Source organism: Synoicihabitans lomoniglobus, assembly GCF_029023725.1.
GTDB lineage: Bacteria > Verrucomicrobiota > Verrucomicrobiia > Opitutales > Opitutaceae > Actomonas > Actomonas lomonigloba.
Window position 1 is genome coordinate 497,455 of record NZ_CP119075.1, and the last position, 25,449, is coordinate 522,903.

The following is a 25,449-nucleotide window of genomic DNA, read 5'->3' on the forward strand; positions in this document are numbered from 1 at the left end:
TGGTTGAAAAATGCGGTGTCACTGGGTGACCTTGAGCCAGCCACCGTCGACGTAGTAGGTGGAACCGACGCAGTAGCTCGCTTTGGGCGAACAGAGGAAGACGAAGAAGTTGGCGACCTCTTCGGGCGAGGCGAAGCGCTTGATGGGGGTGTTGTCCTCGGCGATTTGGTTGAGGTAGTCGTCGGCGGTGCGGTCGGTGCCCTCGGTGAGGATGCCGGCGGTCTTGCGCCAATCGGGGGTGAGGACGAGGCCGGGGTTGATGGTGTTCACGCGAATGTCGTCGGGAATGAGTTCGTTGGCGAGGCACTTGGAGAACATCACCAAGGCCGACTTGGTGGTATTGTAGATCGGCTCGTAGTAGAGCGGTTGCGTCGCGCAGATGGAGGCGTTGTTGATGATCGCGCCGCCGCCGCGAGTTTTCATGGTGGGGGCGAGGGCGCGGGAGAGACGCACGGCGGCCATGACGTGCAGGTCCCAGTAATACTGCCACTTGTCGTCGGGCGCGGTAAGGATCTTTTCCTCGGAGCCGGTGCCGGCGTTGTTGATGAGGATGTCGATGCCGTCCCATGCGGAGGTGAGCGCGGTGACGAGATGATTGATGTCGGCGGCTTGGGCCACGTCGGCTGGGAGGGCGAGCGTTTCGACGCCGTGTGTTTGCGCGATGGCGTCGGCGGCGGCCTGGGCGCGATCACCATTGCGGGCGCAAATGGCGATGTGCACGCCCTCGGCGGCGAGAGCATGTGCGACGGCGAGGCCAATGCCCACGCTGCCGCCCGTGATGAGGGCGCGTTTTCCGGAAAGTGCTAGGTCCATGGGGTAGGAGGAGGATGAAGTGTGTGTTTAACTGATGGTATGGCTTGGGCGAAGCCTGGGACCGGCCGGAATTGTTGAACGTCAGCCGAAGAGTCGCGTGAAGTTGGTGGCGACAGTGTCCTCCAATTCGGCGACGGGGATCTGGCGCAGTTCGGCCAGATAATCGTAAGCGAGCCGCAGGTTGGCGGGGTGGTTGGACCAGGTGGGCGGCGGTGGTGGGTCGAGCAGGTAAGGACCTGCGGAGGCGGGCGGCGGGGTGGCCGGGGCGTCGGTCTCGACCAGCAAGCGATCGGCGGGAATGGCGCGGAACGCCGCATGTTGGCGTTTTCGGCGCGGATCGAGGAAGGAGGTGTTGAAAGAAAAGTAGGCCCCCAATTCCACGAATTCGGGCACCATTTCGGCGGAGCCGCTGTAGGCGTGAAGCAAGAAACCCCGGGCAGGGCGGGCGGATTGCTTCAGCACATCCAGGAGTGTGCCGACGGCGCGCACGCAATGGATGCTGGCGGGGCGGTCGTGGGCCGCCGCCCAGTTGAACTGCCATTGGAACACGGCGCATTGCTCATCCATGGGCGCGCGTCGGGCTTGGCCCGGCGATGGTTCCCGGTCGAGCATGGCTTGATCGATGCCGATCTCGCCGACGGCGGCGCGAGGATCGCTCTCGAGACGGGCCGTGAATTTGGCCTGCCAGTCGGAGGGACGGATACCGCAGTCCCACGGATGAATACCGTAGCTCGGGCGCACCCAATCAAAACGCTGCGCGAGCGCGGCGACATCGTCCCAATCGTCGTCGGGATGCGTGCCATTGGCTACAATGCCGCCGAGATTGATCGCCGTTAGCTCGGGCAGAACGGCTTCGAGATAAGGCGCGAATTCGGCGAAATGGAGATGATTGTGCGCGTCGTAGAGCATCGGCCGGTTTACATCCAGCCGCGGGCGAGCGCAGCGATGCGTTGGCGCACGGCGGCGAGACCGTTTTGGCGGGTGGGGGAAAGGTCGCGGGTCACACCCAATTCCTCCAGCACTGCCGAGGCGGTCGAGGCGGCGTCGGCTGGGGCGACGCCGTCGTAGGACTTGCACAGCAATGCCACCAGACCGCGCACCATGGGCGAGTCACAATCGGAGCGAAAGCGGCACACGCCCTCGGTGTATTCACCTATCAACCACACGCGGGACGTGCAGCCGGGCACGAGATGGGTCTCGTTGCGTTCATCCTCGGAGAAGGTGGGCTGGGTGCGGGCGGCGTCGACGATGGCGCCGAGGCGTTCCTGGCGATTTTCGATGAAACCGTAGTCTTCGATGAGTTGGTGTTGGAGATCGCGGACGGTCATGGGAGGAGGCCAAGTCGGGAATCGAGACGGGCGCATCCAACCTGTCGCGATTGATGACGGCGTCAAAACGGATCGGCCGCCGGACTTGCTTCCGGCGAGAGCGGCTCGCATGTTCCGAGGCGATGCTTGGGTGTCGAAGTGCGGTTATTTTATCGGGATTGCTCGTGATGAGCGGGTTGAGTCGTGGCCAGAATGTGGCCACGGATCCGGCGTTGCCGCCCTTGATGGGAACGGCGGAAGCGCCCGGCGATCCGGTTCCCGGTTTCGCGCGGGAAGGGGCGGCGCGACGCGCCTTGGAAATGGGGTTTCCGAGTGTGGCCACACGGCTTTATGCGGAGTTGGTCGCGGCCGCGACAGATCCGGTCGAGCGCGACCGACTCATTCTGGACGGGGTGATGGCGCTTTTTGAGGCCGATCGCATCGATGAGGCGGCGACGGCGATGTTGGATTTGTCGGTGCCAAACGGGCCGCGTTCGCGCTTGCGGCGCGGATTGATTGCGATGGCGCGAGGGGATGTGGCCGGGGCGGATGCGGCCCTGGTGCCGGGGATGGCGGCGACGTTGCCGGTCAATGAGCGGGCGTGGTTTCACTATCTGGTGGGGGCGATCGCCGGTGCCCGGGATGAGCCACAGTTGGCGCGTCGAGCCTACGCAAATGCGATCGCGGCGGCGACCTCGGGATTGCAGCGAGCCCGGTTTGAGTTGGCCGATCTGCGTTCGAGCTGGCACGTCAGTCAGCCGACGCCCGAACAGGCATCGCGACTCCTGCGACGTTGGCAGGAATACGAAGGTGAGCAGATCGGTTACGACTCGGCCAAGCGCTATGCGGCGGTGGTGGCGGCGCTCGGTGACAAGGCGACGGCGATTTCATTTCTACAAAACCAAATTCTGGTGCTGAGAGGTGGCCAAGTGGCGCAACGGGACGATTTTCGGTTGCTGCTCGGGTTGATCGCCGGAGCCGATAACGACATGGGGCGCAATGCCTTGCTGCGCCTGCTGGCCGAAGGGGCGGGGCGGGAAAAACAACGCATCGCGCTGCGAATGTTGGTGGAAGGTTCGAGTGACGACGCGCAGCGTGCGAACTTACGGAATGAAATCAGCCAGTTGCTGGCGGAAACCGAGGCACACCCGATCGAGCAGGACTTGTTGCTGTTTCGCGCCCAGTTGACCCCGGACACCACGGCGGCGACGCGCGATGCCCTGAGTTTGTTGGAGCGGTTCCCGGCCTCGGATTTGCGGCCGACGGCGCTGAGTATTCTGGTGGGGGCGGCGTGGGATTCGGGGCGTTATCGCACGGCGGCGGGATATGCCGCCCAGGCGCGGCGGGAGCTCCCGGCCGGGGAACGCGAAGTGCGCGCGCAGATGGGACTGTTGCAAGCGGAGGCATTTTTTCGCGGCGACGATTTTCGCAGCGCGGCCGACGCCTACGCGGCGGCGCTGGACGAACTGCCGTCCGGGGTGGCGGCCGGGGATGTGGTTTTCCAGGAGGTGCTGGCTCGGATTGCAGATAATCAACTGACGGCGGCGGCGACACGGATCGATCTATTGGCAACGGATCCGCGTTTCGATGTGATCAACCGCTGGCAGGCGGAGTGGAATCTGGCGAGGGCGATGCAGGCGCAAGGGCGGGCAGCGGACGCCTACGACCGGGTCAATCAGTTGATGGCGGAATTGGGGGCGGGACGCGCCGTCATCCCGGACGCGCTCGCGGTGCGGATCGCGTGGTTGCAGGCCCGACTGGCCTTGGAGGCGGGGGAGCCGGAGCAGACTTTGACGCGGGCACCGGAAGTGCGCCGACGGGTCGGGTCGGTTTCGCCGGAACTGCGCGAGGAAGTCCTATCGTCGATGCAGTTGTTGGAAGCCGAGGCGTATTTCGCGCTGGGGCGCCATGATGAGGCGCTCAGCACTCTGCAGGCGTTGCGCGCCGAGCATGCCAACACGGAGGCGGCGGTTTATTCCTACATCGCGGAAGCCAATGCGCAGGCGGCGCAAGGGCTGCTGGTGGAGGCCCAGCGTTTGTTGACCGAGTTGGTCAGCACGTATCGAGATAATCGTTACGCACCGTTTGCGCTCTATCAATCGGCGCTCATGGCCGAGGGCCGGCGGGAGGATATTTACCTGCGCGAGGCGATTGAGAAGATTGAGGAATTGGTGACGCGGTATCCGCAGAGCGACCTGGTGTTTTATGCGCGATTCAAACAGGGTGATCTGTTGCGGAAACTCAATGAATGGGGCTCGGCCCGCCAGGCCTACGAGTTGATCATCAATCAATATCCGCAGCACGAGGATGTGCGCGCCGCCCAAATGGCACTGGCCGACACCATGAAGGCGCAGGCGGGCGTAAACGACCGTTCGCTCAAGGACAGTGCGGCGGCGATTTACGAGCGATTGCGGGACTTGGCGACCGCGCCGATGGAGTTGCGGATCGAGGCCGGGTTCAAGTCCGGTCACCTGCTCTCGGAACGAGGCCGGTGGGAACGAGCGGCCGAGACCTGGTGGCAAGTCGTGGATGAATTTTTGTTGGAAAACAACGATCCGGCGGCACTGGGCACCCGCGGCCGCTATTGGTTGGCGCGGACGTTGCGCTACCTGGGGGAATTGTTTGAGCGTCAGGGACGGTGGGAAGAGGCGCGTCGGTCGTATGCCGTCATGCGGGATAGGGGACTTTCGCAAGCGGGCTGGGCGGAGGCGCAACTCGAACGCCTCGGGGTGCGCGGCACGGTGGAAACCACGACGGGTCGTTGACGCATGACGTCGGATCCCCTCTAACCGGAAGCTTCCATGGGCGATTTTGAATTCAGTTTATTGGCGCGGGGCGGTCCGATGATGATCGTGTTGCTCGTCATGGCGGTGGTGGGGCTGGTGTTGTTTGTGGAGCGCACGCTTTACCTGCATCGGGGGCAGATTCGCTCCACGGCTTTTGTGGACGGGATCAAAAACATCCTTGGGAAGCGGCGGGTGCTGGAAGCGCTCACGGTGTGTGAAGAGACCCCCGGTCCGGTGGCGGCCGTGGTCAAGGCCGCCCTGATGCACGTCCACGATGACGAGTTGAAAATGCGTTTCGCGGTGCAGGAAGCCGGGGTGGTGGAGATTCCCGCCCTGGAACGACGACTGGGGGCGATCGCCGCGATCGCGCAGGTGGCCCCGTTGGTGGGTTTGCTGGGCACGGTGCTGGGAATGGCGACGACGTTTTATACCTTCATGACGGGAGGAACCGAATACGCCACGGCCAGTGCGCTCTCGGATGGCATGTGGCAGGCGCTGCTGGTGACCATTGGCAGCCTGACCATTGCCATCCCGGCCCATCTGGGATACCACTTTCTCCACGGTCGCGTGCGGGCGATCGTGCGCGACATCGAATGGGCGGGCAACGAGATCATGCGGTATCTCCAAACTGAATACCGCGAAACCGGCGAGGCCGAAGGGAATGCCCGTCCCGCCCCGGAAACGGACCTCGAATCATGATCACGCGACCGTTGGATTTGGCCTCCCGGCTGCGGCCGCCCCCGCGGTCGATGGACGCCGTGTTTTACGCCAACGTTGTGCTGTTGGGATTGTTTTTCGCCTTCTTCGGCTCGCGGTTTGTGCTTTCACCCGGAGTGGCGCTGTTGCAGACGGATTTCGCCATGCCGGCATCGATGGATGCCACCGTCGCGGCCGTGAGCACCACGGCGGTAATCAGTGTGCTGGGGCCGGACATGGTGTTCACCGATGCGGGCCGGATGACCTATGCCGAACTGGCGCTATGGTTGCCCGGACAGGTGGCGCGGGGCGGGGAGGCGGAGTCCCGGTTACTGGTGCGGGCGGATGCGCGAGTTTCGGCCCGCGATCTGATGCGACTGTCGGACCTCGCCCGTGGGGCGGGTTTTTCCGGCGTGCAGTTGGCCTTGGAGAGCAAGCCAGCGAATGCATTTGGTCCGAACCCTTGAATGATGGCGGGGCGCAAACGAAAGTTTCCCTGGGCGGTGGTCTCCCTCTTGGCCGGGACGTTGATCCTGGCGGTGGTATTGGGAGTCAGAAGCCCCCACGTGGAACTGGGGGCGGTGGCGGGCGCACCACCCCATGCGCCGGTGGCACTGGCGGATATGCCGACCGAGGAGGGGAGCGATATCATGCGGGCGGAGTTTGCACTGCAGGACCCCACGCCGCTGTTCCTTCCCACAGAGTGGAACAGCGGGCGGGTTGATGCCAGCATGACCAGTGAGCAATCGCCAGGGACGTCGTTTGGATCCATCGAGCCCAAATTTGTCTATCCGACGGACAATAACCGCTTGGAAGTGCCCGATGTGGTGAAACTGCCCACTAGTGCGATCGAAATACTAGACAGTTTGGATCATCCCATCGCCGTGGCGGAACTGGCTCGGCAGGATGCGACCGTTAAAACCCTGCCCCGACGGTTTGCCGCCCTCGAGGTGCAACGGTTGCGTGATGGCAAAGTGGTTTTGTCCGTTGAAATTGAAGAGGGATCGAGCTTGCCGGGACGAATTGTCCCAATTGAACTCCTTTTCATGGTCGAAAGAGCAGGACTGGTGGGAGCGCCGACCGTTATTGGCGTCGCAGAAGATACAGTTGTTGATTTGGAGGTCGTGTCAGAAGTGCTGAAATCGGCCCGATTAGGCGCGGTATTAGGCCCGGGAATCTATCGTATCTTACTTGGTCCGTGAAATTTAGGACTACTTTAAAAATAGCAGTTGACGGTGGATTTCGCGCTGTCCACGTTCGGCGCTCTTTTCTCGTCTTTTGACGAAGTCACGTAGCGCCCAGATAGCTCAGTTGGTAGAGCACGTCCTTGGTAAGGACGAGGTCACCGGTTCGAGTCCGGCTCTGGGCTCCATGTCGACTTAGTCACAAGAACTATCCAAATAATACAAATAAACGTCTCCAACCCAAATGGCTAAAGGCACCTTCGAGCGCACCAAACCGCACGTCAACGTCGGCACCATTGGTCACGTCGACCACGGCAAGACCACTACGACCACGGCAATTCTTCACGTCCAAGCTGGCAAAGGCTTGGCCGAAATTAAGTCCTATGCGGATATCGCAAAGGGCGGCACCGTGCGTGACGCATCCAAGATCGTCACGATTTCGGTCGCTCACGTTGAGTATGAGACGGCCAACCGTCACTACGCTCACGTTGACTGCCCGGGTCACGCTGACTTTGTGAAAAACATGATCACGGGCGCCGCTCAAATGGATGGCGCCATCCTCGTGGTCTCCGCAGCTGACGGCCCCATGCCGCAGACCCGCGAACACATCCTTCTCGCCCGCCAGGTTGGTGTGCCGAAGATCGTGGTCTGGCTCAACAAGGTCGACCTCATCGACGACGAAGAGCTCCTCGAGCTCGTCGAGATGGAAGTCCGTGAGCTCCTCTCCAAATACCAATTTGACGGCGACGCCGCCGTGATCGTTCGTGGTTCCGCCGCCGCCGCTCTGGCTGACAAGCCGGAAGGCATCGAGGCCATCGGTAACTTGATGGACGCCATCGACGCCGAGATCCCCGAGCCTGAGCGCGACACCGACAAGCCGTTCCTCATGTCCGTCGAGGACGTGTTCTCGATCACCGGTCGTGGCACCGTCGCCACGGGTCGTATCGAGCGCGGTATCATCAAGATTAACGAGCCCGTTGAAATCGTGGGTATCAAGGACACGGCCAACACGGTTGTGACCGGTATCGAAATGTTCCGCAAGCTGCTCGATAGCGGCCAAGCCGGTGACAATGTCGGTATCCTCCTCCGTGGTGTCGACAAAGAGTCCATCGAGCGTGGTCAAGTCCTCGCCGCTCCCAAGTCCATCACCCCGCACAAGAAGGCCAAGGCCGAGATCTATGTGCTCGGTAAGGATGAAGGCGGTCGTCACACGCCGTTCTTCAATGGCTACCGTCCGCAGTTCTACTTCCGCACGACGGACGTGACCGGTGTCGTCAACCTCCCTGAGGGTGTCGAGATGGTCATGCCGGGCGACAACGTCTCCGTCACGATCGAGCTCATCTGCCCGATCGCCATGGAGAACACCCAGCGCTTCGCCATCCGCGAAGGCGGCCGCACCATTGGTGCTGGTCGTATCGTTGAGATCACCGAATAATAGAATTCAGTCGTTTTACCGACCGCCGAGGCCTCGATGAGGGGCCTCGGCTGCGTCGTCTAAAGAATAAACCAGCTTTTTTATAGGCGTGTAGCTCAATTGGTAGAGTAGCGGTCTCCAAAACCGTCGGTTGGGGGTTCGATTCCCTCCGCGCCTGCCACTTTAAATTCCTGATGAAAAACCCGTTCCGCACCACCCGCATCTTTTTCGGCGAAATGGTGGGTGAGCTCCAAAAAGCCACCTGGCCCACTCGCACCGAACTGCGCGACTCCACCATCGTGGTGATCGTGGCTGCGGTCATTCTCGGTGTTTTTACCAGCATCAGCGACTTCGCTCTTTATCAGGTGGTTGACCTGCTCACCTCCTGGGTAAGCTGATTATGTCCGATACGCCCACCACCCCTACCTGCGACCAATGGTTCGCGCTGCACACGCTCTCCGGTCAAGAGGGCAAGGTGAAGAAGTATATCGACAAGTTTAAGAAGATTGAGGAGCTCGACGACCAAATCTTCGAGGTGCTCATGCCGACGGAAATCGTTTCCGAGGTCAAAAACGGCAAAAAGTCCACCAAGACGCGGAAGCTCTATCCCGGTTACGTCTTCATCAACATGCGCCTCTATGGAGAGGACAAGAAGCTGATTAACAAGCCGTGGTATTTCGTGAAGGAAACGTCCGGCGTGATCGGTTTCGTGGGTGGTGAAAATCCGGCTTCGCTCCGCAAAGCGGAAGTCGAAGAAATTCGGGCCCGCATCGAAGCTGCCAGCGGCAAAGAAGTGCCGAAGGTGTCCTACGAAGTCGGCGAGACCGTCAAGATCAACGACGGTGCTTTTGCCAATCTCACCGGTCGGATCGACGAAATCGATCCCGATCGCGGAAAACTCAAGATTTCCGTTTCCATTTTCGGCCGGTTCACGCCGGTCGAGCTCGAATACTGGCAGGTGGAACGCGACACCGAAGGGTGACGCGACGCCTCTTTCTCACCGCCGACGTTCAGCAAGTCCCAATACGTCACTAAACACCCGCCAATTCATCACTCTCCATGGCTAAGAAAATCCAAGGATACATCCGTCTCCAACTCCCGGCCGGTGCCGCGAATCCCTCGCCGCCCGTAGGTCCTGCTTTGGGCGCCCAAGGCGTCAACATCATGGGCTTCTGTAAGGAGTTCAATGCCAAGACCAAGGACCAAAACGGCATGATTCTGCCGGTGGTCATCACCGTTTTTACGGACAAGTCTTTCACCTTCATCCTGAAGTCGCCACCCGCCGCGGTGCTGCTCAAGAAGGCCGCCAACATCGCGTCCGGGTCGGCCCGTCCGAATCTGGACAAGGTTGGCAAGGTGACCCGCAAGCAGCTCGAGGAAATCTACGAGATCAAGAAGAAGGATCTCAACGCCAAGGACGTCGACGCCGGCGTCAAGGTCATCGCCGGCACGGCCCGTAACATGGGTCTCGAGGTCGTCGACTAATCTATATTTCACACCCAACCCAAACTCAGCGCGGGAGTTCCCCCCGGAACATTTGCACCGCAAGGAGTCATTAATGGAAAAACACAGCAAACGATACCGCTCCGCGACTTCGAGTTCCGACTTGAAGCAGGAGTATTCCTTGGTCGACGCCGTCGAGGTGCTCGCGAAGTTCCCGAAAACCAAGTTCGACGAAACCGTCGAGCTTTCGTTCCGCCTCACGGTCGACCCGACTCAGGGCGATCAAATGGTGCGTGGCACCACGCCGTTGCCTCATGGTTCCGGTAAAACCGTCCGGGTGCTCGTCTTCACCGCCGATCCCGAAGCCGCCATCGCGGCTGGCGCGGAAAACGCTGGTTTGGAAGACATGATGAAGAAGGTGCAAGAGGGCTGGCTCGACTTTGACGTCGCCATCGCCACTCCCGACGCCATGAAGTCGGTTCGCACCATCGCCCGTGTGCTCGGCCCGAAGGGCTTGATGCCCAATCCCAAGAGCGGCACGGTCACCGACGACATCGCTGGTGCCATCAAGGCGGTCAAAGCGGGTCGCGTGGAGTATAAGGTCGACAAGTCCGCCAACATTGGCGTCGGCATCGGCAAGCGCTCCTTCACCAGCGAGCAAATCGTTGAAAACGCCCAGGCCGTCATCGCGGCCATCGGCAAGGCCCGGCCCAACTCGGTCAAGGGCACCTACATCAAAAATGTCTCCCTGTCGGCTTCCATGAGCCCGGGAGTCAAGGTCGCCAGCACCGAATACAACCAATTCTGAGGAACCGGACATGAGAGTTGAGAAGAAATACCTGATCGAAGAGGTCCAAAACCACCTCAAGAAATCCGACTACGTCATCCTGACGAACTACTCGGGCATCACCGTCGACGAGACGGCTGAATTGCGCGAAAAGCTCGCCGAAGACGGAGCCGAGTTCCACGTCGTCAAGAACAGCTCGCTGAAAGTCGCGGCCAAGGCCCTGGGCCTGCCCGAGATGGACGAGTCCCTTGAGGGCCCCACCGCGATCATCGTGGGTGGCACGAACTCCCCCGGTGCCGCCAAGGCGATCACCTCGTTTATCAAGGACAAGAAGAAGCTTGAGGTGAAGTCCGCCGTTCTCGGCGACAAGCTCATCTCGGCCGACGAGGTCAAAGCCCTCGCCGAACTCCCGTCGTTGGACGCTCTCCGTGGCCAGCTCCTCGGTTTGCTCAACCAGCCCGGCACCATGTTGGTTCGCGTGCTCAGCGCACCGGCCCAGCAATTCGCCAACGTGCTCCAAGCCAAGGTTCGCGCCGAAGGTGGCGAGGACTGATCCGTTTCACTTCCGTTTTTTAATTCATCATTTTCTAACAGCGGGGCGGCCACGTGCCGCCTACGCTGGATGAAAGCCCAAAAATCAACCGCAACTGACTAGGAGATACGTCTCTTAAACGCGCTTCAGGTTCGAAGCCGCTATTCAGGAGCAGGAGATATCATATCATGAGCGACATCACTAAAGATCAAGTTATCGAGTGGCTTTCCGGCCAAACGGTTCTCGAAGTTGCCGGTCTCGTTAAGGACCTCGAAGAGAAGTGGGGCGTTTCCGCCGCCGCTCCTGTGGCCGTGGCCGCAGCCCCTGCCGCTGGCGGAGCCGCTGCTCCTGCCGAGGAACAAACCGAGTTCGACGTGGTTCTGACCGCCGCTGGCGCCAACAAGATTGCCGTCATTAAGGAAGTCCGTTCCATCACCGGTCTCGGCCTCAAGGAAGCCAAGGACCTCGTCGAAGGCGCTCCGAAGCCCGTCAAGGAAGCCGCTTCCAAGGACGAAGCCGAAGAGGTCAAGAAGAAGCTCGAGGCCGCCGGCGCGAGCGTCGAGCTCAAGTAAGCCCTGCTGACTTGTTCAAAACCGACGCACAACGTCCGTTTATTTCGGGACAGGCCGTGTTTTCACGCGGCCTGTCCTTTGCCTTTTCTATTTCCGTTCTTTTTTTGCCAGTTTCAGCTCCGTCGCGTCGTCATTTGGGCACGTGCGTGAGCGTTTGAGTGCGGTGCCGCCGTCGTCGCATCGCCTAGTCTTTTCTTCATCCATCCATCCAACCGGGAACATCCATGGCCGTCCGTAAAAACCAAGCCGATCGTATTAACTTCGGTAAGCTCCGCGAGGTGCTGCAGCCCCCGAATCTGATCGAACTGCAGATCAGCTCCTATCTCGATTTCCTGCAAAAAGGGACCCCGGACAAGCAGCGCCTGAACCAAGGTCTGGAAGCGGTCTTCGGTGAAGTCTTCCCGATCGAGTCCTACGATGGTCGCCTGACCCTCGAATACGTTTCCTACACCATCGGTGATCCCAAGAGCTCCGAGATCGAGTGCTTGCGCGAGGGTATCACCTACTCGGTGCCACTCTACGTGAAGCTGCGCCTCCGGGAGGAAGATTTCATCAAGGACGAGGAGATTTACATGGGCGAAATCCCCATGGTGACCCTGCGCGGTTCGTTCATCATCAATGGTGCCGAGCGGGTGGTCGTGTCCCAGTTGCACCGTTCGCCGGGTATCGCCTTCGAGGTGACGCCGCACGCCAACGGCAAGCCGCTCCACTCTTTCCGTATCATTCCTGACCGCGGCACGTGGTTGGAGGTTCAGTTCGATAACAACGACCTCCTTTACGTCTACCTCGACCGCCGTCGTCGTCGTCGTAAATTTCTCATCACGACGCTGCTGCGCGCCATCGGCTACTCCAGCGATGTCGATATTCTGAACCTCTTCTACACGATCCAGGAACTGAAGGTTTCGCAGGCACTCGCGTTGGAGAACGTCTCGAATCTCGTGTTGGTCGAAGACGCCATCGATGCCCAGCAGGGTGTGGTGTTGGCCCGCGCTTTCGAGCCGTTGACCAAGCAGATCGTCCGCACGTTCGAAGAGCACGACATCTCCGTGCTGCGCGTGATCGACACTTCGGCCGACGAAGGTGCCTTGATTCGCGCCCTCAAGAAGGATCCGACTCGCAACGAGGAGGAAGCCCTCAAGGAAATTTACAAGCGCCTCCGTCCCGGTGAGCCGCCGACAACCGCCAACGCCAAGGCGTTGCTCAAGCGTCTCTTCTTCGATCCCAAGCGCTACGACCTCGGTCGCGTGGGTCGCTACAAGGTCAACCAGAAGCTCGGTCTCGCGGTTGAACTCGATCAACGTGTCCTCGAGTCCGGCGACGTGGTGGCTGCCACCAAGTATCTCGTTCGTCTCAAGAAAGGGGAGGGCGTCGTCGACGATATTGATCACCTCGGTTCCCGTCGCGTTCGCACCGTCGGCGAATTGCTCGCCAACCAGTGCCGCGTGGGCCTGGCCCGCACCGAGCGTCTCGTGCGTGAGCGCATGACGATGTATGATCAGTCCGTCGATTCGATCACGCCGCAAAAGCTGATCAACCCGAAGGCGCTGACCACGGTTATTCGCGATTTCTTCGCTCGTTCGCAGCTGTCCCAGTTCATGGACCAGATCAACCCGCTCGCCGAGGTCACGCACAAGCGTCGTCTCTCCGCGCTGGGACCGGGTGGTCTGAATCGCGAGCGCGCCGGTTTCGAAGTGCGCGACGTGCATCCTTCGCATTACGGCCGCATTTGCCCGATTGAGACCCCGGAAGGTCCGAACATCGGTCTGATCAACTCCCTGTCGACCTACGCTCGCGTTAATGAGTTTGGTTTCATCGAGACGCCTTATCGTGAAGTGAAGTCGGGCAAGGTTTCCGACACGATTCATTACCTCACGGCCGACCAGGAAGAGGCCAAGATCATCGCACAGGCGAACTCCGAACTCGACGACAAGAACAACTTTGTCGGCAAGGTCACGGTTCGTCAGGACGGCGAGTTCCTCGAGGTCGATTCTTCCGATGTTGAATACATGGACGTTTCGCCGAAGCAGGTCATTTCGATCGCGGCGGGTATGATTCCGTTCCTCGAGCATGATGATGCCAATCGCGCGCTCATGGGTTCGAACATGCAGCGCCAAGGCGTGCCGCTTCTCCAGGCCGAGTCTCCCTACGTGGGCACCGGTATTGAAGAGCGGGTCGCTCGCGACTCCAAGATCGTCGCGGTGGCGGAAGAGGATGGCGTGATTGCCTCCGTCGACGCCAAACGCGTAGTGATGAGCCCCGACGGCGAACTGCCGCGTAACTTCGAGAAAAACGAAAAAAGCGACGCGAAGAACGGGATCAAAGTCTACGAGCTGCGCAAATTCATGCGCTCCAACGCCGGCACCTGCTTCAACCAGAAGCCGATCGTCGACAAGGGTCAGAAGATCAAGGCCGGTGAAATCATCGCCGACGGTCCGTCCACCCAAAAGGGTGAAATGGCCCTTGGTCGCAACGTGCTCGTCGCGTTCATGCCTTGGAACGGCTACAACTTTGAGGACGCCATTCTCATCTCCGAGAAAGTGCTGAAGGAAGACATCTTCACTTCGATCCACATTCAGGAATTCGAAGTTACCGCGCGTGACACCAAGCTCGGACCGGAGGAAATCACGCGTGATATTCCCAACGTCGGTGAAGAAGCCCTCAAGAATCTCGATCACAACGGTGTCATTCGCATCGGTGCCGAGGTGAAGCCGGGCGACATCCTCGTCGGTAAGATCACGCCGAAGTCTGAAACCGAACTCGCGCCGGAAGAGAAACTCCTCCGCGCCATCTTCGGTGAAAAGGCCGCGGACGTTAAGGATACCTCCCTCGTCGTGCCATCCGGCGCGACCGGCATCGTCATGGATGTGAAGGTCTCCAGCCGCATCGACTTCGAGAAGGAGAAGCTCTCGCCCTCCGATCGTCGCCGCCAGATCAAGCAGATCCAGGAAGGCTACAAGACCGAGATGGACAAGCTCCGTGAAGCTCTCACCGAGTCCCTCTCCAACATCCTCCTGGGTGAAAAGATTCCGCTCGACGTCATTAACGGTGACTCCGGCGAAATCATCATCCCGGCCAACCGCAAGATCACCAAGACGCTCCTGCGCAAGCTCGCCGCCGTCTCCAAGCACGTTGAGATCGATCCGTCCCCGGTTCGCATCAAGATCATGGAGATCATTGGCTCGTTCCAATCGAAGTTCGACGAACTTGAGGCCGATCGTGAGCGCAAGGTCGCCAACGTCGAGTCCGGCGAAGACGCCGGCAACGGCGCCATCAAGCAGGTCAAGGTCTACGTCGCCACGAAGCAGAAGCTCAAGGTCGGTGACAAGATGGCCGGTCGTCACGGTAACAAGGGTGTGGTCGCCAAGATCGTGCCCGAGGAAGACATGCCGTTCCTCCCGGACGGCACACCGATCCAAATCTGTCTCAATCCGTTGGGCGTGCCTTCCCGCATGAACGTTGGACAGGTGCTCGAAACCCACCTCGGTTGGGCTTGTTCCAAGCTCGGTATCAAGGTCGCCACTCCGGTGTTCGACGGTATCCCCGAGGTTCAAGTGCGTAACTACCTCAAGGACGCGGGCCTGCCGAATTCCGGTAAGTCTGTTCTCTTCGACGGACGTTCGGGCCAGAAGATCGATCAAGAGGTCGTGGTCGGCTACATCTACATGATGAAGCTGAATCACTTAGTCTCCCACAAGATTCACGCCCGTGCGGTTGGTCCTTACTCGCTCGTCACCCAGCAACCGCTCGGTGGTAAAGCCCAGTATGGTGGTCAGCGCTTCGGCGAAATGGAGGTGTGGGCGCTCGAAGCTTACGGCGCGGCGCACACGCTGCAGGAACTGCTCACCGTCAAATCCGACGACGTGCAGGGCCGCACCAAGATCTACGAGTCGTTGGTCAAGGGTGACAACACCCTCACCGCCGGCACGCCGGAATCGTTCAACGTGTTGATCAAGGAAATCCAATCCCTCGGCTTGGACATCAAACTCAACAAGAAGGATGCCCTCGGCAACCTCACGCCCGTCCAACCACCTTCCGCCGCGTCGATCCAGACCCGTGCCAGCAACTTCTAATCAACTGTAAGGGATAATCAGCAAATGAGCATTCAACCCAATGAAGTAGCCGCCGGTGCCCGCGAGGAAGCTCGCTCCGCCCTCGGCGCGGATGAAAATCCGTTTGATTGCGTTTCCATCACCGTCGCCGCCCCGGAAACCATCCGTGGCTGGTCGAAGGGCGAGGTTAAGAACCCCGAGACGATCAACTATCGCACGTTCAAGCCCGAGCCGGGCGGTCTTTTCTGCCAAAAGATCTTCGGTCCGGTGCGCGACTACGAGTGCGCCTGCGGCAAATACAAGCGCATCAAATACAAGGATGTCGTCTGTGACCGTTGCGGCGTCGAAGTGACCATCTCCCGCGTCCGTCGCGAGCGTATGGGCCACATCGAACTGGCCGTGCCGGTTTCGCACATCTGGTTCCTCAAGAGCATGCCGAGCCGTCTCGGTCTGTTGCTCGACATGACCGCCCGCTCCCTCGAGCGCGTGATCTACTACGAGAACTACATGGTCGTCGATCCGGGGCGCACGCCCCTCGAGCTCAAGCAGCTCCTCACCGACACCGAGTATCGCCAGGCCCTGGACGAATACGGCGACGATTCTTTCGTAGCCAAGATGGGGGCCGAAGCCGTCCGCGATTGCCTCACGCTCATGGACATGGAGTCCACCGTCATCGAGCTCCAGGAGCAGATGCGCGCGACCCGCTCCAAGCAGATCAAGAAGAAGCTCTCCAAGCGTCTCAAGGTCATCCAAGGCTTCATTGGTTCCAGCTCCCGTCCCGAGTGGATGGTGCTCGAAGTATTGCCGGTCATTCCGCCCGACTTGCGTCCGCTCGTGCCCTTGGAAGGTGGCCGTTTCGCGACCTCCGATCTCAACGATCTCTACCGCCGCGTGATCAACCGGAACAACCGGTTGAAGAACCTCATGCAGCTCAAGACGCCTGACGTTATTATCCATAACGAAAAGCGCATGCTGCAGGAGTCCGTGGACGCGTTGTTCGACAACGGTCGTCACGGTCGTCCTGTCACCGGTGCCGGTAACCGTTCGTTGAAGTCGCTCTCCGACATGCTCAAGGGCAAGCAGGGGCGCTTCCGTCAGAACTTGCTCGGTAAGCGCGTCGACTACTCGGGGCGTTCCGTGATCGTGATCGGTCCGGAGCTCAAATTGCACCAATGCGGCTTGCCCAAGAAGATGGCGCTCGTGTTGTTCGAGCCGTTCATCATTCGTCGCCTCAAGGAGCTCGGCTTTGTGCACACCGTCCGCGGTGCCCGCAAGATGATCGAGAAGAAGTCCCCGGAAGTCTGGGACATCCTCGAAGAGGTGACCAAGGGCCATCCCGTGCTGCTCAACCGCGCGCCGACCCTTCACCGTCTTTCCATCCAGGCGTTCGAACCGGTCCTCATCGAGGGCGAGGCCATCCGCGTTCACCCGCTCGTCTGCACGGCTTACAATGCCGACTTCGACGGTGACCAAATGGCCGTTCACGTGCCGCTGTCGTTGGAAGCGATCATGGAGTGCAAACTCCTCATGATGGCGACCTCCAACATCTTCTCGCCGTCCTCCGGCAAGCCGATCCTCACGCCGTCCCAGGACATCGTGCTCGGTGCCTACTACCTGACCGCCGAACCTCGCAAGGCTCCGGCCAAAAACGTCCGGGTGCCATTGCTCTCGGGTCACTCCGAGGTGGTCTTTGCCAAGGACGATGGTGCCATGTCGGTGCACGACTGGGTCGATATCCCGAATCCCGATCTCGGCAAGGACAGCACCTACGGCAACAAGGAGAAGAAGGTCATTCGCACCACCGTGGGTCGCGTGATCTTCAACCAAATTTGGCCGGAAGGTCTCGGCTTCGTGAACTTCCCGGTGCCCAAGGGCAAGTTGGGTGACCTCATTCTTGAGACCACCAAGCTCGACGGGATCGAATCCCAAGCTGTCGTCGACACGCTCGATAAGCTCAAGGAGCTCGGCTTCAACACCGCCATGCAGGCCGGTATCTCCATCGGTATCGATGACATGATCATTCCTGATGCGAAGACGCAGATCGTCGCCGATTCCCGGGCGAAGATCTCCGAAGTCGAAGCGCAGTTCGGCAAGGGTATCATCACCGATGGCGAGCGCTACAACAAGGTCGTCGACATCTGGACGGGTGCCACTGACAAGATCGCCAAGGAAGTGTTCGCCAAGTTGCAGAACAACGACGGCCGCGACGAAATTAACCCGGTTTACATCATGATGGATTCCGGTGCGCGTGGTAACAAACAGCAGGTTCGTCAGCTGTGCGGCACCCGCGGTTTGATGGCCAAGCCTTCCGGTGAAATCATTGAGCGTCCGATTCTGTCGTCCTTCCGCGAAGGTCTGACCGTTCTCGAATACTTCATCTCCACCCACGGTGCCCGTAAGGGTCTCGCGGATACCGCGCTCAAGACGGCTGACGCCGGTTATCTCACCCGTAAACTTTGCGACGTGGCCATGGATGTGGTCATCGCCGAGGAAGATTGCGGATCCCGTGACGGTATCTGGAAAAAGGCCATCTACGAAGGTGACGACGAAATCGTCGGGCTCACCGAGCGTATCATCGGTCGTTGCTCCAGCGATGATGTTTACAATCCGCTCAGCCCGGAGGAGATCCTCGTCAAGGCGGGTGAACTCATCACCGAAGAGTTGGCCGCTGAGATCGTCGATTCCGGCATCGAGCGCGTGAAGATCATGTCGCCGCTTACGTCGACCAGTCGCCACGGCATCGACTCGAAGAGCTACGGTATCAATCCCGCCACCAACCGCGTCGCCAAGACCGGTGACTCCGTCGGCATCATCGCCGCGCAGTCCATCGGTGAGCCCGGCACGCAGCTGACGATGCGCACCTTCCACATCGGTGGTGTTGCTTCCGGTGGCTTTAAGAATCCTGAGATCCGGGTTCGTTCCAAGGGTATCGTCAAATACAAGGGTCTACGCCTCGTGCCGACCGCTGACGGTGCTTCGATCGTGCTCAATAAAACCGGCACCATCCAGATCATCGACGCCGATGAGAAGGAACTCGAATCCTACAACATCGTGGTCGGTTCCTACCTCCCGGTGGCCGACGGCGCTGAAATCGGCAAGGGTGACCTGCTCGCCCAGTGGGATCCTTACAACATTCCGGTTCTCTCTGAAAAGGGCGGAACGCTCGTCTTCAAGGACATGATTCCCGGTGTAACCGTGAAGCGTGAACTCGACGACGCAACCGGCCGGGTGGCCACGGTGGTTATCGAGCATAAGGAAGATCTCAATCCGCAGGTCGAAGTGCGCGACGACGCCAACAAGCCGTTGGCCGCCTACGCCATTCCGGTGGGCGCGCAGATCGCGGTCAACGAGGGCGACCTCATTGCTCCGGGTTCCTTGCTCGCCAAGACCCCGCGTCAGGCGTCCAAGACCAAGGACATCACTGGTGGTTTGCCACGTGTGGCCGAGCTCTTTGAAGCTCGCCGCCCGAAGGACGCCACCGAGATGGCTCGCGTCGACGGTGTCGTTTCCTTTGAGGGCACCCTCCGCGGCAAGCGTAAGCTCATCGTTCGCAACGAGGAGACCGAGCAGGAAGAGGAGCACCTCATCGCCCCGGGCAAGCACATCATCGTGCAACCCGGCGACGTGGTCTTCAAGGGTCAGCACCTCACCGAAGGTTCGGCCGATCCGCACGAGATCCTCGAAATTCTCGGACCGTCCGCGCTCTACGACTTCCTCATCTCGCAGGTCCAAGAGGTTTACCGTCTCCAAGGCGTGACCATCAACGACAAGCACATCGAGATCATCATCCGCCAAATGCTGCGCAAGGTGCGCATCACCGATCCAGGTGACAGCGAATACTTCTGGAGTGAGCAGATCGATCGTTCAGCGTTCCTCGCGGACAACCGCCGTATTGAGGAAGCCGGTGGTAAGCCGGCGGAGGCTGAGCCGATTCTGCTCGGTATCACGAAGGCTTCGCTCGAGACCGAATCGTTCATCTCCGCCGCCTCCTTCCAGGAGACCACGCGGGTGCTGACCGATGCGTCCACCCTCGGCAAGGTCGACACCCTCAAGGGCTTCAAGGAAAACGTGATCATGGGTCACCTCATCCCAGCAGGCACGGGTTTGCCGGCTTACAAGAAGCTCAAGATCAGCCTGCCTTTCGGTGACGAAGACGGGGTGGAAGAGGTCGCTACGACCGAGGCGAGTTAAGCTACCTTCAGTTTTCCAAAATGTTTCGAGCCGCTCTGTTTTTCAGAGCGGCTCTTTTTTTGGTGACCATGCCGCAATTAATCCTTGTCAACGGTATCCATACTTCTGATTCTGATAGTCCCTCCCGCCAAAACCACTATGTTGAGCCTAGCTCCGTAGTGGTTATTCGCCCGGTCCTCGTGACCGGGCGATTTTTTTGGCCCGGACGAAGGGAAGTTCTCATTTGAGGAACAGGGCAGGGGAGGAGTGTTTCCGGTGGAGGCGACGTCAGGAAAGCTCGAAAAGGGTAAGAATTACGCAATTTCGATTTCCGAGCTTGTCATCGGGTTAAACAATCTGTGCGCTCTTCCTCCTTTTCCTCGTATTACAGCGTTCGCCACCTCGGTAGAGGGCGCTTTTATACCGCGAGCCGGACGTTTTCGCCATGGCACGCGCCAGTCTTCTTTTTCGCCAAAATTGTGCTTGATCGCGCTTTGGCGATTCTTCACGTTCCGCCTCTTTTCTCAACTTCACACCCTCGTTTCAGACATGCCCACCATCAACCAGCTCGTGCGTAAAGGTCGTCGCCAAATTGTGGCGAAGTCCAAGTCGCCCGCCCTCGATTCCAATCCGTTTCGCCGCGGCGTCTGCGTGCAAGTCATGACCCGCACCCCAAAGAAGCCGAACTCGGCCATCCGTAAGGTGACCAAGGTGCGTCTCACCAACGGCAATGAAGTGATCGCTTACATTCCCGACGAAGGTCATAACCTGCAGGAGCACAGCATTGTGCTCGTGCGCGGCGGCCGGGTGAAGGATCTCCCGGGTGTGCGTTACCACGTCGTCCGTGGTGCCCTCGACGCGACCGGCGTCGAAAAGCGCCGCCGCAGCCGCTCCAAATACGGCGTGAAGCGTCCGAAGGAGAAGAAGTAACCTTTTTTAGAAAGATCCGACCATGTCACGTCGCCACAGAGCCACTAAGCGCAAAGTCATTCCTGACGTTCGCTACAACAGCCCTCTCGTTTCTCACCTCGTCAACGTGGTGATGCAGGACGGCAAGAAGAGCATCGCCCAACGTATTGTTTACGGTGCGTTTGAAAAGGTTTCCGAGAAACTCGAAAAGGGTGATCCGGTTGATCTCCTCATTGGTGCGATGGAAAACGCCCGTCCGCGTTTGGAGGTAAAAAGCCGTCGCGTTGGTGGTGCCACCTACCAGGTGCCCGTCGAAATCTCCTACGAGCGTCAAGAAAGCCTCGCTCTGCGTTGGATCGTGACCGCCGCTTCCGGCCGCAAAGGCATCACCATGCGTGACGCCCTCGCGAACGAAATCATCGATGCTTACAACAACACCGGTGGCGTCGTGAAAAAGAAGGAAGACACCCACAAGATGGCCCAAGCCAATCGCGCTTTCGCTCACCTCCGTTGGTAAGGAATTTTTTAAATGTCCGCTGAGACTCCCAAGATCACCGTCGTCACCAACCGCGCCAAAGCTGCTGCGGTTAACGCCAAAGAGCGTCCCTTCCCCTTGGAATGGACCCGTAACATCGGCATTGCCGCGCACATCGATGCGGGCAAGACGACCACCACCGAGCGCATCCTGTTCTACTCCGGTGCCGTTCACAAAATCGGCGAAGTGCACGAAGGTGACACCGTAACCGACTGGATGGCGCAAGAGAAGGAGCGTGGTATCACCATCACGGCTGCCGCTATCTCCTGTGCGTGGGATGCTTCCTGCGGCCCGTGGAAGGGCATCAAGCAGCGGATCAACATCATCGACACTCCCGGTCACGTGGATTTCACGGCCGAGGTGGAGCGCTCCATGCGGGTGCTCGATGGCGCCGTCGCCGTCTTCTGTGCCGTGGCCGGGGTTCAGCCGCAGTCCGAGACCGTGTGGCGCCAAGCCAACAAATACGGCGTTCCCCGTATAGCGTTCGTCAACAAGATGGACCGCGTGGGTGCCGACTTCTTCACCGCCGTTTCCGAGATGCGTGAAAAGTTGGGGGCCAATGCGCACCCGTTGTGCATCCCGATCGGCGCCGAGGAAAACTTCACCGGCCTGATCGATCTCGTTCAGAACGTTGCTTACATTTTTGGCACCGAAGAAGACGCTCTGGGACTGTTGCCCGTCGCGGTTGAAGTGCCCGAGGAATACAAGGAGCAAACCGCCGAATACCGTGAAAAGTTGATCGAGGCGGTTTCCGATTTCGACGACAACATCGCGGAGAAATATCTCGGTGGTGAAGAGATTGAAGTCGAAGAGCTGATGTTCGCGGTCCGCAAGGCCACGATCTCGCTCGAATTCACCGGTGTGATGCCCGGCTCCGCCTTCAAGAACAAGGGCGTGCAGCGTTTGCTCGACGCCGTGGTCAACTACCTGCCTTGCCCGATCGACCTTCCCCCCATCAAGGGCCAGGACAGCGATGGTGAGCCCGTCGTGGCGGAAGTCGATGACGCCGGTAAATTGGCTGGTCTCGTTTTCAAACTCTGGACCGATCCGTTCGTCGGTAAGCTCGTTTTCTACCGCGTTTACACCGGTCAGATGAAGCGCGGCAACCCCGTTTACAATCCTCGCACTCGTCGCTCGGAGCGCGTTTCCCGTCTCGTGCTCATGCGCGCCATGGACCGTGACGAAATCGATGTCGCTTACTCGGGTGACATCTGTGCGGTCGTGGGCGTCAAGGACATCATTACCGGCGACACGCTGTGTGATGCCGACTTTGACATCCGTCTCGAGCCGCCGTCCTTCCCGGAGCCGGTTATCGCCATGTCGATCGAGCCGAATTCCAAGGCTGACCAGGAGAAGATGGGCACGGCTCTGCAACGTCTCGTGGCTGAGGATCCGACCCTCACCGTCAAAACCGACGAAGAGACCGGCCAGACCATTCTCGCCGGCATGGGTGAGCTTCACCTCGATATCATCATCGACCGTATGCGTCGTGAATTCAAAGTCGAGGCGACCACCGGCAAGCCGCAGATCGCTTATCGTGAAACCATCCTTGGCACCGCCAACGGCGAAGGTAAGTTCGTCCGTCAGTCGGGCGGTAAGGGCCAATACGGTCACGCCGTCATCACGATGGAGCCCAATGAAAAGGGTAAGGGGATCGAAGTCATCAACAAGATTGTTGGTGGTGTCATTCCCAAGGAGTTCATCAAACCCACCACCGACGGTCTCATGGAGGCCTGCAACAATGGTGTGGTCGCCGGTTATCCGGTCGTGGACGTCAAGATGACGATCATTGATGGTTCCTTCCACCCGGTCGACTCCTCTGAAATTGCGTTCAAGATGGCGGGTATCTTCGCCTTCAAGGAAGCGATGAAGAATGCCGATCCGATTCTCCTCGAGCCGATCATGAAGGTGGAAATCACCACGCCCGAGGAATTCCAGGGTGACCTCATCGGTGACATCAACCGTCGTCGGGGACGCGTCAATGGCATGCAAAGCAAAGCCGGCGCCGCGATCGTCGATACCGACGTCCCGCTCGAAATGTTGTTCGGTTACGTCACCGACATCCGTTCCCTCTCCAAGGGTCGCGCCAGCGCGGCCATCACGCCTTCGCACTTCGAGCAGGTTCCGGCTTCGGTCCTGACCAAGATCGTGGAGAGCTCCACCAAGGCCCCGGCCCGCACCTAATCCTCTTCGTTCTTTATACCAGCCATGAAAGGCCAACGCATTCGCATTAAACTCCAGGGTTTCGATTACCGTGTAATCGATCAATCCGCTCTGGAGATCGTCGAAACCGCCAAGCGCTCCGGTGCCCGCGTCTCGGGTCCCATCCCGTTGCCGACCCGCATCGAGAAGCTCAGCGTGAATCGTTCTCCGCACGTCGACAAAAAGTCGATGGAGCAGTTCGAGACCCGCACGCACAAGCGCCTCATCGACATCATCGAACCCACCGCCCAAACGGTCGACGAGCTCAAGAAGCTCAACCTTCCGTCCGGCGTGGACATCACCATCAACGTTTGATTCCGCCTCCGCGCGATTTCACCCAGTAACTATTTCACCAACAGTTTAGCGGCACCTCCGGTGGGCCAACCACCGGAATCGCTAATGTAGGTCTAACTAAACGGAAACCCTCCACCTACCACTTAGCCCATGATCAACACCATTATAGGTAAGAAGATCGGCATGACCCAGGTCTACGATGACAACAATGTCCTCGTGCCGGTCACCGTAGTCGAGGCCGGACCCTGCCCAGTCGTCCAGGTCAAGACAGTCGATACCGACGGTTACAACGCCGTCCAACTCGGCTACTCCGCCAAAAAGGCGAAGAATACGTCCAAAGCCGAAACCAACCACGCCAAGAAAGCCGGCCTCGAGCTGGCTCCGCGTATCATCGACGAGGTTCGCCTCGCCGAAGCTCCTGAAGTCAAGGCCGGTGACACCGTCACCGTGGAAGCCTTCACCGTCGGCCAGCTGATCGATGTGACCGGCGTCTCCAAGGGCAAAGGCTTCGCCGGCGTCGTCAAACGCTTCCGCGTTGCCGGCGGTCCCGCCACCCACGGTTCCATGTTCCACCGTCGTATTGGTTCGGTGGGTATGCGCCAGACCCCTGGTCGCGTGTTCAAGAACCAAAAGATGCCCGGTCAAATGGGTAACAAACGCCGCACCGTGCAGAACCTCCGCATCGTCCTCGTCGACGCGGCGAAGAATCTGCTGCTCGTTCGCGGAGCCATTCCTGGCGCCAACGGCGAAACCGTCGTCGTGCGCTCGGCTGTCAAGGGCCAGAAAAAGGCCGCTGCCTAATAAGGAGGAAACGCACCCATGAAACTCACAGTTTTTAATTCAGACGGCACCAGCAGCCGCGAGCAGGACTTCAGCCTCCCCGAATTCGAGGGCAGCAAGGGTCTGCAAGCGCTCAAGGAAGTCATCGTCGCCATCAACGCCAACAACCGCCAAGGCACCCGGTCGACCAAGACCCGTGGTGACGTCTCCGGCGGTGGCAAGAAGCCCTGGCGCCAAAAGGGCACCGGCCGCGCTCGTCACGGTTCCACCCGCTCCCCGATCTGGGTCGGCGGTGGTGTCGCCCACGGACCAAAGCCCCAGGACTTTTCCAAGAAGATCAATTCCAAGGTGAAGGCCCTCGCTTTTTCCCGCGCGCTCTTTGATCGCGCCGTCGCCGGTGAAATCGCGGTGATTGAGGAATTCTCCGTTGCTCCCGCCAAGACCAAGGTCGCCGTGGAAGTCCTCGGACGCATCGCTCCGACCGGCAAGGTTTTGCTGGTCGACGCCCCGTTCGCCGACACCACCGTGCTCGCCGCTCGTAACATTGAACGCGTTTCCTTCCAGGAAGCCGCGAAACTCAACCCGCTCGATTTGGCGCAATACGCCAAGATCGTCGTCAGCTCCAAAGCCCTCGAGGCGATCATCGCCCGCGTAAACGGAGGTAATAACTGATGCACGCTGATAAAGTTCTCAAAACCGTCCGCTTCACCGAGAAGTCCAACGCCCTGTCCGCCGAGTTCGGTCAATACACCTTCGAAGTGTTCCCGACCGCCACCAAGGCCGCCATTGCCAGCGCTGTCGAGAAGACCTTCAAGGTCACCGTCAAGCGCGTCAATGTGATGAATATTCTCGGCAAGACCACCCGCGGCCGCACTGGCAAGCCGGGTAAGAAGTCCGACTATAAGAAGGCCATCGTTACGCTCAAGGCCGGCGACAAGATCGAGCTCGTCTAAGCGAACTCGCACAACCTGGAGAA

Annotated in this window: 23 protein-coding genes and 2 tRNA genes; 22 read left to right on the plus strand and 3 right to left on the minus strand. The window is 59.5% G+C overall.

Features of this window, described 5'->3' with window-relative positions; genetic code table 11:
* Nucleotides 1-18: 18 nt before the first annotated feature.
* The 3 genes from PXH66_RS01865 to PXH66_RS01875 form a co-directional block, all read right to left on the minus strand.
* Nucleotides 19-813 carry an SDR family NAD(P)-dependent oxidoreductase gene (locus PXH66_RS01865; protein ID WP_330930128.1) on the minus strand — a complete coding sequence of 265 codons (795 nt, stop codon included), beginning with the start codon at nucleotides 811-813 and terminating at the stop codon, nucleotides 19-21.
* An 81-nt stretch (nucleotides 814-894) separates the two neighbouring features.
* The gene (locus PXH66_RS01870; protein WP_330930129.1) at nucleotides 895-1,722 is read right to left on the minus strand and encodes a TatD family hydrolase; all 828 of its coding nucleotides are present in this window, start codon (nucleotides 1,720-1,722) and stop codon (nucleotides 895-897) included.
* Nucleotides 1,723-1,730: 8 nt separating this feature from the next.
* Nucleotides 1,731-2,141 (minus strand): SufE family protein, encoded by a 411-nt coding sequence (locus tag PXH66_RS01875; protein ID WP_330930130.1) that lies wholly within the window; start codon nucleotides 2,139-2,141, stop codon nucleotides 1,731-1,733.
* Nucleotides 2,142-2,308: 167 nt separating this feature from the next.
* On the opposite strand from PXH66_RS01875, the gene PXH66_RS01880 reads away from it, so the two are divergent.
* From PXH66_RS01880 to rplW, 22 genes are all read left to right on the plus strand, one after another.
* On the plus strand, nucleotides 2,309-4,885 hold the full coding sequence (locus PXH66_RS01880; protein ID WP_330930131.1) for a tetratricopeptide repeat protein: 2,577 nt from the start codon (nucleotides 2,309-2,311) through the stop codon (nucleotides 4,883-4,885).
* A gap of 36 nt (nucleotides 4,886-4,921) precedes the next feature.
* Nucleotides 4,922-5,605 carry a MotA/TolQ/ExbB proton channel family protein gene (locus PXH66_RS01885; RefSeq protein ID WP_330930132.1) on the plus strand — a complete coding sequence of 228 codons (684 nt, stop codon included), beginning with the start codon at nucleotides 4,922-4,924 and terminating at the stop codon, nucleotides 5,603-5,605.
* The gene (locus tag PXH66_RS01890) at nucleotides 5,602-6,069 is read left to right on the plus strand and encodes an ExbD/TolR family protein (RefSeq protein WP_330930133.1); all 468 of its coding nucleotides are present in this window, start codon (nucleotides 5,602-5,604) and stop codon (nucleotides 6,067-6,069) included. Before PXH66_RS01885 ends, PXH66_RS01890 begins: the two co-directional genes overlap by 4 nt.
* A gap of 48 nt (nucleotides 6,070-6,117) precedes the next feature.
* Entirely contained in the window at nucleotides 6,118-6,804 is a 687-nt protein-coding gene (locus PXH66_RS01895) for a hypothetical protein (protein WP_330932205.1), read from the plus strand.
* Nucleotides 6,805-6,898: 94 nt separating this feature from the next.
* Nucleotides 6,899-6,974 (plus strand) — tRNA-Thr (locus PXH66_RS01900).
* A gap of 56 nt (nucleotides 6,975-7,030) precedes the next feature.
* Complete coding sequence (gene tuf / locus PXH66_RS01905; protein ID WP_330930135.1) at nucleotides 7,031-8,221, plus strand: elongation factor Tu; 1,191 nt, start codon at nucleotides 7,031-7,033, stop codon at nucleotides 8,219-8,221.
* 84 nt (nucleotides 8,222-8,305) lie between these two features.
* A tRNA-Trp gene (locus tag PXH66_RS01910) sits at nucleotides 8,306-8,381 on the plus strand.
* A 13-nt stretch (nucleotides 8,382-8,394) separates the two neighbouring features.
* Nucleotides 8,395-8,598, plus strand: coding sequence for a preprotein translocase subunit SecE (gene secE / locus PXH66_RS01915; RefSeq protein ID WP_330930136.1), 204 nt, complete (start codon nucleotides 8,395-8,397; stop codon nucleotides 8,596-8,598).
* Between the two features lie 2 nt (nucleotides 8,599-8,600).
* On the plus strand, nucleotides 8,601-9,182 hold the full coding sequence (gene nusG, locus PXH66_RS01920; RefSeq protein ID WP_330930137.1) for a transcription termination/antitermination protein NusG: 582 nt from the start codon (nucleotides 8,601-8,603) through the stop codon (nucleotides 9,180-9,182).
* Between the two features lie 77 nt (nucleotides 9,183-9,259).
* Complete coding sequence (gene rplK, locus PXH66_RS01925) at nucleotides 9,260-9,685, plus strand: 50S ribosomal protein L11 (RefSeq protein ID WP_330930138.1); 426 nt, start codon at nucleotides 9,260-9,262, stop codon at nucleotides 9,683-9,685.
* Between the two features lie 73 nt (nucleotides 9,686-9,758).
* Nucleotides 9,759-10,451: a 50S ribosomal protein L1 gene (gene rplA / locus PXH66_RS01930; RefSeq protein WP_330930139.1), complete on the plus strand. Its 693-nt coding sequence runs from the start codon at nucleotides 9,759-9,761 to the stop codon at nucleotides 10,449-10,451.
* 10 nt (nucleotides 10,452-10,461) lie between these two features.
* Nucleotides 10,462-10,983, plus strand: a complete 522-nt coding sequence (gene rplJ / locus PXH66_RS01935) for a 50S ribosomal protein L10 (protein WP_330930140.1) — start codon at nucleotides 10,462-10,464, stop codon at nucleotides 10,981-10,983.
* Between the two features lie 167 nt (nucleotides 10,984-11,150).
* Nucleotides 11,151-11,534 carry a 50S ribosomal protein L7/L12 gene (rplL, locus tag PXH66_RS01940; RefSeq protein WP_330930141.1) on the plus strand — a complete coding sequence of 128 codons (384 nt, stop codon included), beginning with the start codon at nucleotides 11,151-11,153 and terminating at the stop codon, nucleotides 11,532-11,534.
* Nucleotides 11,535-11,758: 224 nt separating this feature from the next.
* On the plus strand, nucleotides 11,759-15,604 hold the full coding sequence (rpoB, locus tag PXH66_RS01945; RefSeq protein ID WP_330930142.1) for a DNA-directed RNA polymerase subunit beta: 3,846 nt from the start codon (nucleotides 11,759-11,761) through the stop codon (nucleotides 15,602-15,604).
* A 24-nt stretch (nucleotides 15,605-15,628) separates the two neighbouring features.
* The gene (gene rpoC / locus PXH66_RS01950; RefSeq protein ID WP_330930143.1) at nucleotides 15,629-19,774 is read left to right on the plus strand and encodes a DNA-directed RNA polymerase subunit beta'; all 4,146 of its coding nucleotides are present in this window, start codon (nucleotides 15,629-15,631) and stop codon (nucleotides 19,772-19,774) included.
* A gap of 528 nt (nucleotides 19,775-20,302) precedes the next feature.
* On the plus strand, nucleotides 20,303-20,683 hold the full coding sequence (gene rpsL, locus PXH66_RS01955) for a 30S ribosomal protein S12 (RefSeq protein WP_330930144.1): 381 nt from the start codon (nucleotides 20,303-20,305) through the stop codon (nucleotides 20,681-20,683).
* 22 nt (nucleotides 20,684-20,705) lie between these two features.
* Entirely contained in the window at nucleotides 20,706-21,179 is a 474-nt protein-coding gene (gene rpsG, locus PXH66_RS01960; protein WP_330930145.1) for a 30S ribosomal protein S7, read from the plus strand.
* A gap of 12 nt (nucleotides 21,180-21,191) precedes the next feature.
* On the plus strand, nucleotides 21,192-23,381 hold the full coding sequence (gene fusA / locus PXH66_RS01965) for an elongation factor G (RefSeq protein ID WP_330930146.1): 2,190 nt from the start codon (nucleotides 21,192-21,194) through the stop codon (nucleotides 23,379-23,381).
* Between the two features lie 24 nt (nucleotides 23,382-23,405).
* Entirely contained in the window at nucleotides 23,406-23,714 is a 309-nt protein-coding gene (rpsJ, locus tag PXH66_RS01970) for a 30S ribosomal protein S10 (protein ID WP_096055068.1), read from the plus strand.
* Nucleotides 23,715-23,843: 129 nt separating this feature from the next.
* Entirely contained in the window at nucleotides 23,844-24,494 is a 651-nt protein-coding gene (gene rplC / locus PXH66_RS01975) for a 50S ribosomal protein L3 (RefSeq protein WP_330930147.1), read from the plus strand.
* 18 nt (nucleotides 24,495-24,512) lie between these two features.
* A complete protein-coding gene (gene rplD / locus PXH66_RS01980; protein WP_330930148.1) occupies nucleotides 24,513-25,145 on the plus strand; it encodes a 50S ribosomal protein L4 in 633 nt (210 codons plus the stop codon).
* On the plus strand, nucleotides 25,145-25,426 hold the full coding sequence (gene rplW / locus PXH66_RS01985) for a 50S ribosomal protein L23 (RefSeq protein WP_330930149.1): 282 nt from the start codon (nucleotides 25,145-25,147) through the stop codon (nucleotides 25,424-25,426). The genes rplD and rplW overlap by 1 nt, the downstream gene beginning before the upstream one ends.
* Nucleotides 25,427-25,449 lie beyond the last annotated feature (23 nt).